We start from the raw sequence: 13,361 nt of genomic DNA, 5'->3' as shown, positions 1-13,361 counted from the left end.
CTCCGGACAGGGGACTCCCGTGCCCGGCGGCCCGGCCGGGCCGCCGGGCACGGGAGTCAGCCGATGCCGAACGCCCCGCCCGGCGGCTCCGGCGAGCCCACCGCGTCCGCGTCGCGCACCGGCGCGGCCCCGGCCGTGAACCGCTCCAGCGCCTCCCCGTGCTCGACCCGGGCCGGGAAGGCGTCGCCCGCGGCCCGGCGGGCGAGCGCGGCCACCGGCAGCTCGCCGTGCGAGGCGACGAGGACGGCGTTGCCGAAGCGGCGGCCGCGCAGCACCGCAGGCTCCGCGATCAGGCACACGTGCGCGAAGACCGCCGCGAAGCCGGCCACCTGCGAGCGCAGGAAGGTGAACGGCGCGCCGTCGGCGAGGTTGGCGGCGTAGCGGCCCCCCGGGCGCAGGACGCGGGCGGCCTCCCGCGCGTACTCCAGCGACGTCAGGTGGGCGGGCACCCGCGAGCCGCCGAAGACGTCCGCGACGATCACATCGGCGGAGCCGCCGGGCGCGGCCTCCAGCTCGGCGCGCGCGTCGGCCGCGCGCACCTCGGCCCCGGAGCCCTCGCGCAGCGGCAGGTGCTCGGCGACGAGCGCGAGGAGTCCGCGGTCGGCCTCGACGACGAGCTGCCGGGATCCGGGCCGGGTGGCCGCGACGTAGCGCGGCAGCGTGAGGGCGCCGCCGCCCAGGTGCAGCACGTCCAGGGCGCGGCGCGGTTCCGCCGCCGTGTCGAGGACGTGGGCGATCCGGCGGGCGTACTCGAATTCGAGGTGCTCCGGGTCGTCCAGGTCCACATAGGACTGCGGTGCCCCGTCGACGGTGAGCAGCCAGGCGCGCGGCCGGTCCACGTCGGGCATCAGCTTGGCCGTGCCGCAGTCCACGTCCCGCGTCACGGGTATCGGTTCTTCCACGCCCCTATTGTGCCGGGCGCCGGCCCTCCGGAAGGGCCGTGACCGTCCCCGCTCCCACCGTCCGGCCGCCCTCGCGCGCCACGAAGGACAGCCCGGTCTCCAGCGGCAGGGCGCGGTCCAGGACGACCGTCGCGGCGACGGTCTCCCCGGGCCGGGCGTACCCGCGCGGGCCGAGGCCGAGGGTGCCGGTGACATCGGCCGTACGGAAGTGGAACTGCGCCCGGTGCCCGGTGGCCACGGGGGTGTGCCGGCCGCCGTCCGCGGCGACGGGCAGCCGGAGGCGGGCGGTGAAGCGCCGCCGGGGCGCGGCGCCGCCGGGGGCGGTGACGGTGTCGCCGCGGCGCACGTCCTCCCGCCGGACCCCGCGCAGGAGCACCCCCACGCAGTCGCCCGCCTCCGCGACCTCCATGGGCCGGCCGAAGGTCTCCAGACCGGTCACCAACGCGTCCCGGGGTCCGCCGCCGGGGCCGAGCAGCCGGACCCGGGCGCCGGGGCGTACGGTGCCGCGCTCGATCGTGCCCGTGACGACGGTGCCCCGCCCGGCCAGGGCGAACGCCCGCTCCACGGGCAGGAGCAGGGGCGCGTCGGTGCGGCGCGCGGGCGTGGGTACGTAGGTGTCGACGGCGTCGAGGAGCGCTTCGAGCGCGCCGGTCCAGCGCGGGTCACCCTCCAGCGCGCGCAGCGCCGAGACGCGGACGACGGCGGCGTGCCGGCCGTCGTGGCCGTGGGCGGTCAGCAGCGCGCGGACGTCGAGTTCGGCGAGGTCGGTGAGTTCGGGCCCGCCGGCGTCCGCCTTGGTGAGGGCGACGACGAGGTGGCGCACCCCGGCCTGGCGGGCGAGCAGCAGGTGGGCCGCGGTGCCGGGGACGACGCCGTCGAGCGCGGACACCGCGAGGACGGCCCCGTCGAGCGGGGCGGCCCCGGTGAGCAGGTTCGTGGTGTAGCGAGGGTGACCGGGCAGGTCGGCGTGCGCGTAGTGGCGGGTGCCGGTCTCGTAGGCGACGCGGGTGATGCCGGTCGTGGTGCCGCTCATGGGGCGGGCGGCGGAGCCGAGGCTCCGGGCGAGGGCCGCGGTGAGCGTGGTCTTGCCGTGGCCCTGCGGGCCGATGGTGCCGATGTTGAGGTGTGGTTTGGTACGGGCGTAGGCCTGCTTGGGCATGGTTCCTTTCCCTGGAGCCGAGGTGCGGGGCGCGTGACCAGCACAGCCCGGCGCACACCGTCGATGCTGGCGCCCGGGGTGCGGGACGTCGAACGGTTTTCGCCGTGGGCGCCCGTTCCCGGTTCCCGCCCTGGTCCGGCGCCTCCCCCGGCCCCGGCGGGCGGCGCCGCGCCCACCCGGTCGGCGTGGTGGCGGGCGGACGAACCGCCGGTGCCGGAATGTGCTGGTTCCGTACCGGCTCGCGGACTTCGGGGCCGCCGCCCGCCCCCGTCGGTTACGCTCCATCGATGCTCCGATCCGCCGCGCCCCCCGCCGGACCCACCGGATTCGCCGCACGCGGTTCCCGTGCGCTGCTGTCCCCGTGGTTCCGCCTCGGCCTGCTCGTGGTGCTGCTCGCCGGTGCCGCGGCGACGGTGGTCGCCGTCCGCCCGGAGCGGCTGCTCGCCGACGGCTGGCCGCCCCAGCTGTCCGGCGGTGCCGCGGTAGTGCTGTTCGCCGTCGCGTACGGGCTGTGCACGGCGGCGTTCGTGCCCCGGCCGATCCTCAACATCGCCGCGGGCGCGCTCTTCGGCTCCCCGTTCGGCACGGCCGCCGCCGTGGCGGGCACGGTGCTGGGCTCGGGCCTCGCCTTCGGTCTGGGCAGGCTGCTGGGGCAGGACGCGCTGCGGCCCCTGCTGCGCGGGCGGTGGCTGACGGCCGCCGACCGGCAGCTGAGCCGGCACGGCTTCCGGTCGATGCTGGCGATCCGGCTGTTCCCGGGCGTGCCGTTCGCCGCCGCGAACTACTGCGCCGCCGTGTCCCGGATGGGCTGGGCGCCCTTCCTGCTGGCGACCGGCATCGGTAGCGTGCCCAACACCGCCGCGTACGTGATCGCGGGCAGCCACGCGTCGACGCCGACGTCCCCGGCCTTCCTGGCCGCCATGGCGTTCATCGGGGTCACCGGGCTCGCGGCCGTCGTGGTGGCGTGGCGCAAACGCGGCCGCACGGGGGCGTAGCCGGGCGGCACGGAGCGCCGGAGGACGCGTGGGTGGAGCCGGGCCATGGTGGATCGTCCGAGTGGCAGGGGGTACCGCAGGTGCTTAGCGTGAGGGCGTCCCTTCCCCGGCCGACCAGGAGAGCCCGTGATCCCCACCGACCAGCTGTCCGACCCGGCGGTGCGCGCCTTGGTCACCGCGATCAACGCCAACGACCGCGCGGCGTTCCAGGCCGCGCTGACCCCGGGCGCCACGATGTCCGACGACGGCTCGGACCGGGACCTCCAGGACTGGTCCGAGCGGGAGATCTTCTCCTCCGGCGGCCATATGGACGTGGAGTCCGAGGCCGACGACGGCCGGTCCCTCGTCGTCGGCTACCGCAACGACACCTGGGGGGAGATGCGGACCGCGTGGCGGTTCACGGTCGACGGAGGCAAGGTCAGCCGGTTCGAGACCGGCCAGGCCTGACGCCGGCCCGGCCCGGGGCCCCCGGCTTCGCCCGCCGTTCACCCGCAGGACGCCGGGCTGCCCACCGCCCGGTGGATGATCCCTTCCGACCGGCACCTCGAACGGGGCGGGCGGCCGGCCCGCGTCGGGTGCGCCCCCGCGGCCGGGACGTGTCCGCGATCGTCACCGGGATGGCACAAGCCTCATGACTTGGTTCGAATCATTCGTCCTCGGGCTCGTCCAGGGGCTGACGGAGTTCCTGCCGATCTCCTCCAGCGCCCATCTGCGGCTGACCGCCGCCTTCGCGGACTGGCCGGATCCGGGGGCGGCCTTCACGGCGGTCACCCAGATCGGCACCGAGGCCGCCGTGCTCCTGTACTTCCGCGAGGACATCGCGCGCATCGTCTCGGCGTGGTTCCGCTCCCTGTCCGACCGGCGGCTGGCCCGGGAGGACGCGGACGCGCGGACGGGCTGGCTGGTGATCGTCGGCTCGGTGCCGATCGGGGTGCTGGGGCTCGTACTGAAGGACGCCATCGAGGGGCCGTTCCGCGACCTGCGGCTGATCGCCACGACGCTCGTCGTGATGGGCGTCGTGCTGGGCGTCGCGGACCGGCTGGCGGCGCGCGACAGGGCCGGCGGGCGGCACCGGGCGGCCAGGCCGCGCAAGGAGCTGACGGACCTGAACGTCAAGGACGGCCTGGTCTTCGGCGTCTGCCAGGCGATGGCCCTGGTCCCCGGGGTCTCCCGCTCCGGCGCGACCATCAGCGGGGGCCTCTTCCTCGGCTACACCCGTGAGGCGGCGGCCCGCTACTCCTTCCTCCTCGCCGTGCCCGCGGTCCTGGCGTCGGGCCTCTTCGAGCTGAAGGACGCGGGCGAGGGCCACACGGCGTGGGGCCCGACGGTCTTCGCCACGGTGATCGCGTTCGTGGTCGGGTACGCGGTCATCGCGTGGTTCATGCGGTTCATCACGACCAAGAGCTTCATGCCCTTCGTGATCTACCGGATCCTGCTGGGCCTCCTCCTGTTCGCGCTGGTCGGTGCGGGTGTCCTCAGCCCGCACGCCGGGGAGTCGGCGGGCTGACGGAGCCCCCTTTCAGTCCCGGCTCCAGCCGCGTACGTGATCGATGTCGATCCGGGACCACGACCCGGGTGCGGCCCGCTCGCCGTTGAGGGCCGACTCGTTCTGGATGTCCCAGGTCATGGGGGCGTCGGGGACCTCGCGGGTGGTACGGCCCACCTCTTCGCCGTCGAGGTGGAAGCGGAGGTCGCCGGGGCGCCATTCGATGACCGAGGTGTGCCAGCGGCTCCAGCGGGCGCCGGTGTCCACGGCGAACTGGCGGCCGCAGCCCGCGGGGTGGGCGAAGCCGGCGACCGTGGCGTTCCATTCCAGCTCGGGGAAGTCGATCTCGGCGCACCCGCCCTTGGCCACCGGCCAGAGCAGATGGGCGCTCTTGTAGCCCGGGCTGACGTGGGAGACCCGCCACCTCTCCTCGTACCGCCCGTAGCGCAGGCCCATCAGCTTCTTGGGCACGACGGTGGCGCTGTGCACGCCCCCGGTACGGCCGCGCCAGAGCCGGATGCGCAGCTTCCCGCGGGAGACGGAGAGGGTGGTGGCCGGGTCGTAGTGACCACCGACGGGGAGGCCGCGCTGGGTCGCGGTGTCGGGCCACCCCTCGGGGTACGCCCACCAGTTCTCGCGCATGGCGCCCGTGAGGCCGCCGCAGTACGCCCGCGGCGTGTCGGGGTCGTGGGCGCAGTCGCTGAAGGCCCCCCGCGGGACGTCGGTGTCGAAGTCGTCGGCGAAGCGCAGGTGCCACTCCGGCGCGGCGGCCTCCGCGGGCGGGGCGGCGCGCGGGGCGAGCGGAGCGGCGGCGAGGAGGACGGCGGCGAGCAGACGGCGGGCCGGGCGTCGCGGGGAGCGCATGCATGGACTTCTACGGGTGGCTGCGCCCCGGTGGGCGGGTGCGCACCCGGGAACGCGCGAATCTTCCCCCCGATGGGCCCACCCGACGGCCGGCCGGCACCCCGACCTGACACACTCACGCCGGACCGCGGGGCCGCGTGGCGGGGTACCCCTGGTCGCACGGGTGGGGGCACGGCGGCGTACGAGGGCGGGGTGTTGCGGTGCGGCGGGGTGGGTGCCGCCGCGCGGGGCCTTTCCCCACCCCGCCCCTTCCCGGAACCGGGGGCGAGCCCCCGGGCCCCCTTTCCGCGCTGACGCGCGGTGTCCTCAATCGCCGGACGGGCTGATTTTCAGCCCGTCCGGCGATTGAGGACCGGGGCCCGGGGCGGAGCCCCGGTTCGGGAAGGGGCGGGTAGGGGACAAAGCCCCGCGCAGCGGCAACCCACCGCACCCCCACCCACCCGCCACACCCAGGATGCACACCGGCCCCCCGGCCCCCACCCTGGCCATATGGGACCGCCACCCCGCGTACGGACGGCGCGCATGGCCGCCGCCCTCCTGGCCGCCGCCACCGTCCTCACCGCGTGCGGCAGCCCCGACGACGAGGTGACCGCGGGGCAGACCCTGTCGCCCTCCGCCGCCCGCACCTCCGCCGAAGGCTCCCGCGTCGTCGCGTTCGAGGACACCTTCGTCTACGGGAACGGGCTGAAGGTGAAGGTGACCCGGCCGGTCGCGTTCACCCCGAGCGACACGTCCCTCGGCCACCAGCCGGGCCATTCGCCCGCCGCCTTCACGGTCACGCTCACCAACGGCACGGGGAAGACCTTCGACGTGGCCGGCGTCCTGGTGCGGGTGAAGGCCGGGGAGCAGGGCGTCCCCGCCCGGCAGGTCTTCGACAGCGCCCGGGGCGTGGGCAACCCGTTCACGGGCGCGCTGGCGGCCGGCGCGTCGGGGACGTCCTCCTTCGCCTTCGACATCCCGGCGAACGCGATGAGCAAGGTGGACGTCGAGGTGCGGCCCGACTTCGGCGCCGCGTACTACGGCGTGCACTGGGTCGGCCGCCCCGCCTGAACCCCGGCCCTCACGGCACCACCCGGCCGCGTCCGGCCATGGCTTCACGCCCTGTGTGCGCCCTCGGACCTCCACGGCGCACGAGAGCACAACACGCGTCAGTCTTACCGCTCTTAGGTGAAATGCCGCCGTTTATCCAATTGTATTGCCCGCTAGAGTGCAAACGAGCCAAGACTTCGCTCCATCGAGCGTCCCCACGGTCGTGCGCTCGCTCCAGGGGAGGACCCGTCGGCGCCCCGGCGCCGGCTCGACGAGGGGGACATGCGATGGCGACCTCACGCCTCCCCCGCTCCACGCGCATCGACACCCGTGCGCGGAACGGCGTGCCCGATACGGACATCACCGGCTGACGCACGCCGCACCCCGGCCCGCCGGGCCCACGGCTCCGGGCCGCCCCCGCACCAGCCCCCCGCACCCGTTTCCCGGCACGCCCCCACCCCCACGGCGATGGCGCACGTCCCGTCGCCGGCATCCGCGCAGCACGGACGACACTGCCGCTTCGACCGCCGGAGGTCAGCCGCCCATGCACCACACCACCGCGCTGTTCATCGAACTCGGGGCCGTCATCCTGGGCCTGGGACTCCTCGGCCGCCTCGCCGGCCGGATCGGCTTCTCCCCGATACCCCTCTACCTCCTCGCCGGGCTCGCCTTCGGGCACGGCGGCATCCGCCCGCTCAGCGCGAGCGAGTCGTTCGTCGCCACCGGCGCCGACATCGGCGTCACGCTGCTGCTGCTCCTCCTCGGCCTGGAGTACACCGGCTCCGAACTGGCCGCCAGCCTCCGCACCCAGTACCCCTCCGGCGCCGTCGACTTCGTCCTCAACGCCCTCCCCGGCGCCCTCGCCGCCCTCCTCCTGGGCTGGGGCACGCTCGCCGCGGTGGCCCTGGCCGGCGTCACCTGGATCTCCTCCTCCGGCGTCGTCGCCAAGTCCCTCGGCGACCTCGGCCGCCTCGGCCACCGCGAGACCCCGGTCATCGTGGGCGTGCTGGTCATCGAGGACCTCGCCATGGCCGTCTACCTGCCCGTCCTCACCGCGCTCCTCGCCGGGCTGAGCCTGACCGAGGGCGGGCTCACCCTGCTGATCGCCCTGGGCACCGTCGGCGCGGTGTTCTACGTCGCCGTGCGGCACGGCCACCACATCAGCCGCGCCGTCTCCTCCGACAACCCCGAGCTCCTGCTCCTGGTCGTCCTCGGACTGACCCTGTGCGTCGCGGGCCTGACGCAAGAACTGCACATCTCGGCGGCCGTCGGCGCGTTCCTCATCGGCATCGCGCTCTCGGACGAGGTCGCCGAGGGCGCCCGCAGTCTCCTCGCCCCGCTCCGCGATCTCTTCGCCGCCGTCTTCTTCGTGTTCTTCGGTCTGAGCACCGACCCCGCCGACATCCCGCCCGTGCTCGCCCCGGCGCTGCTCCTCGCCGCCGTCACGGCCCTCACGAAGATCGCCACCGGGTGGTACGCGGCACGCCGGGCGGGCGTCGAGGCCGCGGGGCGGTGGCGGGCGGGCGGCGCGCTGGTCGCGCGGGGCGAGTTCTCCATCGTCATCGCCGGCCTGGCCACCGGGGTCGAGCCGCGCGTGGGCCCGCTGGCCACCGCGTACGTCCTGGTGCTCGTCCTGCTCGGCCCGCTCGCCATGCGTTGGACCGAGCCGCTCGCCCACCGGCTCGGCCACCTCGCGAAGCCGCGCGCGACCACGCCACCGGCCGCCCCTAGGACGTCCCGCGAGCCCGAGGCCTCCGGGACGCCCTAGGGACGGCCGGGCGGCGAGCGGAACGCCGCCAGCAGCCGCTCGGCGGCCAGACTCGCCGGCAAGGTGCCCTCGCGGACCCGCTGTTCGAGCCCCGGGGTCTCCCGCCGGACGCCGGGGTGCTCGCGAAGCTCCTCCAGAAGCTGCTCGCGCACCATCGTCCAGACCCAGTCGACCTGCTGCTCCCGGCGCCGGCCCGCCAGCTCCCCGGTCGCGTCGAGGACCCGCCGGTGCTGCTCCAGCCGCTCCCACAGGGTGTCCAGGCCCGCTCCCTCGCGGGCGCTGCACGTGAGCACCGGCGGGTTCCAGGCCGCGTCGGGCGCCCGCATCAGGCGCAGCGCGCCCGCCAGTTCGCGGGCCGCGGCCTTGGCGTCGCGCTCGTGCGGGCCGTCCGCCTTGTTGACGGCGACGAGGTCGGCGAGTTCCAGGACGCCCTTCTTGATGCCCTGGAGCTGGTCGCCGGTGCGGGCCAGGGTGAGCATGAGGAAGGTGTCGACCATGCCGGCGACGGCGGTCTCGGACTGACCGACGCCGACGGTCTCCACCAGCACCACGTCGTAGCCGGCGGCCTCCATCACGACGATCGTCTCGCGGGTCGCCCGCGCCACCCCGCCGAGCGTGCCGGCGGTGGGCGACGGCCGGACGAACGCGGCGGGGTCGACGGCGAGCCGCTCCATCCGGGTCTTGTCACCCAGGATGCTGCCGCCCGTCCTGCTGGAGGACGGGTCGACGGCGAGCACGGCGACCTTGTGCCCGAGGCCGGTGAGCATCGTGCCGAGGGCGTCGATGAAGGTGGACTTGCCGACGCCGGGCACGCCCGTGATGCCGATCCGCCGGGCCCCGCCCGCGTGCGGGAGCAGCTCGGTGAGCATCCGCTGGGCCTGCTCGCGGTGGTCGGCCCGGGTGGACTCCACCAGTGTGATGGCCCGCGCCACCACCGCCCGCTTGCCGTCGAGCACGCCCTTGACGTAGGCGTCGATGTCGATCACGCGCGCCATCAGCGGTCCGGGCTCACAGCTCGTGGCCGAGGACGCCGGCCAGGGTCTTCAGCAGGTCGTGGGCGGCGTCCGGGATGACCGTGCCGGGCGGGAACACCGCGGCCGCGCCCATCTCCAGGAGCGTGGGCACGTCCTGCGGCGGGATGACCCCGCCGACAACGATCATGATGTCCTCCCGGCCCTGCTCGGCCAGCTGCTCGCGCAGCGCGGGTACGAGCGTGAGGTGGCCCGCGGCGAGCGAGGAGACGCCGACGATGTGCACGTCGGCCTCCACCGCCTGCCGGGCGACCTCCTCGGGCGTCTGGAAGAGCGGGCCGACGTCGACGTCGAAGCCGAGGTCGGCGAAGGCGGTGGCGATCACCTTCTGGCCGCGGTCGTGGCCGTCCTGGCCCATCTTGGCGACCAGGATGCGGGGACGGCGGCCGTCCTCCCGCTCGAACGCCTCGACCAGGGCGCGGGTGCGCTCCACCCCGGACGACGGTCCGGCCTCGTCACGGTACACACCGGAGATCGTACGGATCTGCCCGGCGTGCCGCCCGTACACCTTCTCCAGGGCGTCCGAGATCTCGCCCACGGTGGCCTTGGCGCGGGCCGCGTCCACGGCGAGCGCCAGCAGATTGCCCTCCAGCCCGGCACCGGGGCCGGCGGCGGCCGCCGCGGTGAGCGCGCGCAGCGCGTCCTGGCAGACGGCCTCGTCGCGCTCGGCGCGCAGCCGGCGCAGCTTGTCGATCTGCTGGGCGCGGACGGAGGAGTTGTCGACCTTGAGCACCTCGATCTGCTCGTCGCTGTCGACGCGGTACTTGTTGACGCCGATCACGGGCTGCCGGCCGGAGTCGATACGGGCCTGGGTGCGGGCCGCGGCCTCCTCGACGCGGAGCTTCGGGATGCCCGCGTCGATCGCCTTGGCCATGCCGCCGGCCGCCTCGACCTCCTCGATGTGCTGCCAGGCGCGGCGGGCGAGGTCGTGGGTGAGCTTCTCGACGTAGGCGCTGCCGCCCCAGGGGTCGATGACCCGGCAGGTCCCGGACTCCTGCTGGAGGAGCAGCTGGGTGTTGCGGGCGATGCGGGCGGAGAAGTCGGTGGGCAGCGCGAGCGCCTCGTCGAGGGCGTTGGTGTGCAGGGACTGGGTGTGCCCCTGGGTCGCGGCCATCGCCTCCACGCAGGTGCGCGCCACGTTGTTGAAGACGTCCTGGGCGGTCAGCGACCAGCCGGAGGTCTGCGAATGGGTGCGCAGCGACAGCGACTTGGCGTTCTGCGGCTCGAAGCGCTTGACGAGCTTGGCCCACAGCAGGCGGGCGGCCCGCAGCTTGGCGATCTCCATGAAGAAGTTCATGCCGATCGCCCAGAAGAAGGACAGCCGTGGTGCGAACGCGTCGACGTCCAGGCCCGCCTCGATGCCCGCCTTCAGGTACTCCACCCCGTCGGCGAGGGTGTACGCCAGCTCCAGGTCGGCCGTCGCGCCGGCCTCCTGGATGTGGTAGCCGGAGATGGAGATGGAGTTGTACCGCGGCATCTTCCGCGAGGTGTAGGAGAAGATGTCCGAGATGATCCGCATCGACGGCGTCGGCGGATAGATATAGGTGTTGCGGACCATGAACTCCTTGAGGATGTCGTTCTGGATGGTCCCGGCCAGCTTCTCGGGCGGTACGCCCTGTTCCTCGGCGGCGACGATGTAGAGGGCGAGGACGGGCAGCACCGCGCCGTTCATCGTCATCGACACGCTCATCCTGTCCAGCGGGATGCCGTCGAAGAGCTGCCGCATGTCGTAGATGGAGTCGATGGCGACGCCCGCCATGCCGACGTCGCCGGTGACGCGCGGGTGGTCGCTGTCGTAGCCGCGGTGGGTCGGCAGGTCGAAGGCGACGGACAGGCCCTTCTGACCGGCCGCCAGGTTGCGGCGGTAGAAGGCGTTGGACTCCTCGGCCGTGGAGAATCCGGCGTACTGCCGGATGGTCCAGGGCTGGTTGACGTACATCGTGGGGTACGGGCCGCGCAGGTAGGGCGCGACGCCGGGGTAGGTGCCGAGGAAGTCCAGGCCCTGGAGGTCGTCGGCGGTGTAGAGCGGCTTGACGCCGATGCCCTCGGGGGTCTCCCAGAGGAGGTCCTCGGCGCTCCTGCCGGTGCTCTCCTTCAGCGCGGCGCGCCACTGTCCGGCGTCGGCGGAGGGTCCGGGCGCCGCGCCGTCCAGCTCGATGTCGCCGAAGTCCGGGATCGGGCTGCCCTGCATCACGCCACTCCCATGCGGTCGAGGACGGAGGAGAGGACGGCGACGGCGTCGCCGCCCGCGAAGACGAACTCGTCCACCCCGGCCCGTAGATACGCTTCTTGTTCGTCCGTGCCCGGGCGGCCGGCGAGGAACACCCGGCGCGCGCCCGCCTTCTTGAGGGAGGCGGCGACGGCCTCGGCCTGCTCGGCGTAGACCTTGTCGCCGGAGCACAGGCAGGCGACGGTGGCGCCGCTGCGCGCGAGGGCGTCGGCGACGGTCTCCGCGTCGACGGTCACGGGGTCGTGCACGGGCTCGATGCCGCCCGCCTGGAAGAGGTTGGCGGCGAAGGTGGCGCGGCCGGTGTGGGCGGCGGCGGGGCCGAGCGCGGCGATCAGCACCCGGGGGCGGGCGCCGGTGGCGGCCAGGTGGGCGTCGGAGCGGGCGCGCAGCGCCTCGTACGCCTCGTCGCGGCGGACCTTCGGCAGGCCGCCCGGGTGCGGCCCGGTCCCGGCGGGGAGCGGTTCGCGGACCACGGGCTGCTCGCCGAGGTTCGGGAACTCGCTGACTCCGGTGATGGGTTCGCGGCGGGTGGCGAGGCCGGCGGAGCGGTGGGCCCAGGTGCCGGCCAGCCGGTCGGCGACCAGACCGGTGCGGAGCGCCGCGGCCTGTCCTCCGGCGCGCTCCAGCTCCTGGAACCAGGACCAGGCGGCGTGGGCGAGTTCGTCGGTGAGCCGCTCGACGTACCAGGAGCCGCCCGCCGGGTCGACGACCCGGGCGAGGTGGGACTCCTCCAGCAGGATCGAGGAGGTGTTGCGGGCGACGCGGCGCGCGAAGGCGTCGGGCAGGCCGAGGGCGTCGTCGAAGGGCAGGACGGTGACGGCGTCGGCGCCGCCGACGCCGGCGGCCAGGCAGGCGACGGTGGTGCGCAGCATGTTCACCCAGGGGTCCCGGCGGGTCATCATCACCGCGGAGGTGACGGCGTGCTGGCGCTGCGCGGCGGCGGTGCCCGTGACCCCGCTGACCTCGGCGACCCGCGCCCACAGCCGGCGCGCGGCGCGCAGCTTGGCGATGGTCAGGAACTGGTCGGCGGTGGCGGCGTAGCGGAACTCCAGCTGGGCGCAGGCGGCGTCGGCGCTCAGGTCGGCGGCGGTGAGGGCGCGCAGGTAGGCGACGCCGGTGGCGAGGGAGCAGCCGAGTTCCTGGGCGGCGGAGCCGCCGGCGTCGTGGTAGGGCAGGGCGTCGACGGTGAGGGCGCGCAGGCCGGGAAGGTCCTGGTGGCAGTGGGCGGCGAGGCCGGCGGCCGCGGCGAGCGGGCCGGCCGGGTCGGTGTCGCCGCCGGTGCGGGCGAGGACGGCGAGCGGGTCGGCGCCGAGGTTTCCGGCGGCGTCGCCGCGGGGGACCCGGCGCTCCTCGTACAGGCGCAGGAGCGCGTGGGCGGCGTCCTCGAAGGCGGCTCCGGCGTCGAGGACGACGGGGGCCAGGTCGAGGTAGACGCCGTCGAGCGCGGTGGCGAGGCCGTCCACGGGCAGGCCCTGGTCGCCGACGGTCAGCCAGAGGGAGGTGACCCCGTTCTCCAGGTCGGTGAGGACGGCCTCGTTGGCCCGCCGGGGGTCGGGGTGGGCGTGGCGCTGGCGGATGTCCCAGCCCGTGACCGCGGTCCCCTCCGGGCGCCCGCCGCGGACGAACGGCGGGAAGCCGGGGTATCCGGGGCGTCCGGAGGCGGTGCCGGCGTCCTCGGCGGTGTAGAGGGGGCTGGTCGCCAGCCCGTCCTGGAGCCGGGTGGCCAGCGCGGCCTCGGCCGCCGGGCCGGATGCATCCGTTGTGCCCGCTTTGCGCAGCACGCCTTCCACCAGGCGCTGCCATTGCTCACGGGAAGCGTCCGGGAACTCGGCGGCCAGGGAGAAGCCTTCGTCAGGCAGGACCGTCATGGGGGAAGGCTAGGGGAGCCGGTGCGCCC

11 protein-coding genes are annotated in these 13,361 nt (G+C 74.9%); 5 read left to right on the top strand and 6 right to left on the bottom strand.

Annotated elements, in window-relative coordinates; genetic code table 11:
- Nucleotides 1–56 precede the first annotated feature (56 nt).
- Together LUZ64_RS29625 and LUZ64_RS29620 are read right to left on the bottom strand one after the other, a co-directional pair.
- Nucleotides 57–902, bottom strand: a complete 846-nt coding sequence (locus LUZ64_RS29625) for a spermidine synthase (RefSeq protein ID WP_095584463.1) — start codon at nt 900–902, stop codon at nt 57–59.
- A gap of 4 nt (nt 903–906) precedes the next feature.
- Nucleotides 907–2,061 carry a GTP-binding protein gene (locus LUZ64_RS29620; RefSeq protein WP_095584462.1) on the bottom strand — a complete coding sequence of 385 codons (1,155 nt, stop codon included), beginning with the start codon at nt 2,059–2,061 and terminating at the stop codon, nt 907–909.
- 287 nt (nt 2,062–2,348) lie between these two features.
- Between LUZ64_RS29620 and LUZ64_RS29615 the strand changes: the two genes are divergently transcribed.
- The 3 genes from LUZ64_RS29615 (at nt 2,349) to LUZ64_RS29605 (ending at nt 4,563) form a co-directional block, all read left to right on the top strand.
- Complete coding sequence (locus tag LUZ64_RS29615) at nt 2,349–3,056, top strand: TVP38/TMEM64 family protein (RefSeq protein WP_095584461.1); 708 nt, start codon at nt 2,349–2,351, stop codon at nt 3,054–3,056.
- A 126-nt stretch (nt 3,057–3,182) separates the two neighbouring features.
- The gene (locus LUZ64_RS29610; protein ID WP_095584460.1) at nt 3,183–3,503 is read left to right on the top strand and encodes a hypothetical protein; all 321 of its coding nucleotides are present in this window, start codon (nt 3,183–3,185) and stop codon (nt 3,501–3,503) included.
- A 184-nt stretch (nt 3,504–3,687) separates the two neighbouring features.
- Nucleotides 3,688–4,563, top strand: coding sequence for an undecaprenyl-diphosphate phosphatase (locus tag LUZ64_RS29605; RefSeq protein WP_095584459.1), 876 nt, complete (start codon nt 3,688–3,690; stop codon nt 4,561–4,563).
- A gap of 12 nt (nt 4,564–4,575) precedes the next feature.
- Here LUZ64_RS29605 and LUZ64_RS29600 read toward each other — a convergent pair whose 3' ends face one another.
- Nucleotides 4,576–5,406, bottom strand: a complete 831-nt coding sequence (locus tag LUZ64_RS29600) for a glycoside hydrolase family 16 protein (protein WP_095584458.1) — start codon at nt 5,404–5,406, stop codon at nt 4,576–4,578.
- Between the two features lie 489 nt (nt 5,407–5,895).
- Between LUZ64_RS29600 and LUZ64_RS29595 the strand changes: the two genes are divergently transcribed.
- Both LUZ64_RS29595 and LUZ64_RS29590 read left to right on the top strand, forming a co-directional pair.
- Nucleotides 5,896–6,456, top strand: coding sequence for a hypothetical protein (locus tag LUZ64_RS29595; protein ID WP_143593465.1), 561 nt, complete (start codon nt 5,896–5,898; stop codon nt 6,454–6,456).
- A 523-nt stretch (nt 6,457–6,979) separates the two neighbouring features.
- Nucleotides 6,980–8,203: a cation:proton antiporter gene (locus LUZ64_RS29590; protein WP_095578433.1), complete on the top strand. Its 1,224-nt coding sequence runs from the start codon at nt 6,980–6,982 to the stop codon at nt 8,201–8,203.
- On the opposite strand, the gene meaB is transcribed toward LUZ64_RS29590, so the two are convergent.
- From meaB to mutA, 3 genes are read right to left on the bottom strand one after another with little or no spacing between them, the layout of a single operon-like run.
- Nucleotides 8,200–9,198 carry a methylmalonyl Co-A mutase-associated GTPase MeaB gene (gene meaB / locus LUZ64_RS29585; protein ID WP_095578434.1) on the bottom strand — a complete coding sequence of 333 codons (999 nt, stop codon included), beginning with the start codon at nt 9,196–9,198 and terminating at the stop codon, nt 8,200–8,202. The genes LUZ64_RS29590 and meaB overlap by 4 nt on opposite strands.
- A gap of 13 nt (nt 9,199–9,211) precedes the next feature.
- Entirely contained in the window at nt 9,212–11,425 is a 2,214-nt protein-coding gene (gene scpA, locus LUZ64_RS29580) for a methylmalonyl-CoA mutase (RefSeq protein ID WP_095578435.1), read from the bottom strand.
- Entirely contained in the window at nt 11,425–13,332 is a 1,908-nt protein-coding gene (mutA, locus tag LUZ64_RS29575) for a methylmalonyl-CoA mutase small subunit (RefSeq protein ID WP_095578436.1), read from the bottom strand. Before mutA ends, scpA begins: the two co-directional genes overlap by 1 nt.
- Between the last annotated feature and the right edge of the window lie 29 nt (nt 13,333–13,361).

Source organism: Streptomyces albireticuli (assembly GCF_021228125.1).
GTDB lineage: Bacteria > Actinomycetota > Actinomycetes > Streptomycetales > Streptomycetaceae > Streptomyces > Streptomyces albireticuli.
This window is presented reverse-complemented; position numbering and strand designations above follow the sequence as displayed.

Coding starts and splice junctions, on each gene's coding strand:
- LUZ64_RS29620 (WP_095584462.1), bottom strand. CDS start 2,061: ATGCCCAAGCAGGCCTACGCCCGTACCAAACCACACCTCAACATCGGC.
- LUZ64_RS29615 (WP_095584461.1), top strand. CDS start 2,349: ATGCTCCGATCCGCCGCGCCCCCCGCCGGACCCACCGGATTCGCCGCA.
- LUZ64_RS29605 (WP_095584459.1), top strand. CDS start 3,688: ATGACTTGGTTCGAATCATTCGTCCTCGGGCTCGTCCAGGGGCTGACG.
- LUZ64_RS29600 (WP_095584458.1), bottom strand. CDS start 5,406: ATGCGCTCCCCGCGACGCCCGGCCCGCCGTCTGCTCGCCGCCGTCCTC.
- LUZ64_RS29595 (WP_143593465.1), top strand. CDS start 5,896: ATGGGACCGCCACCCCGCGTACGGACGGCGCGCATGGCCGCCGCCCTC.
- LUZ64_RS29590 (WP_095578433.1), top strand. CDS start 6,980: ATGCACCACACCACCGCGCTGTTCATCGAACTCGGGGCCGTCATCCTG.
- meaB (WP_095578434.1), bottom strand. CDS start 9,198: ATGGCGCGCGTGATCGACATCGACGCCTACGTCAAGGGCGTGCTCGAC.
- scpA (WP_095578435.1), bottom strand. CDS start 11,425: ATGCAGGGCAGCCCGATCCCGGACTTCGGCGACATCGAGCTGGACGGC.
- mutA (WP_095578436.1), bottom strand. CDS start 13,332: ATGACGGTCCTGCCTGACGAAGGCTTCTCCCTGGCCGCCGAGTTCCCG.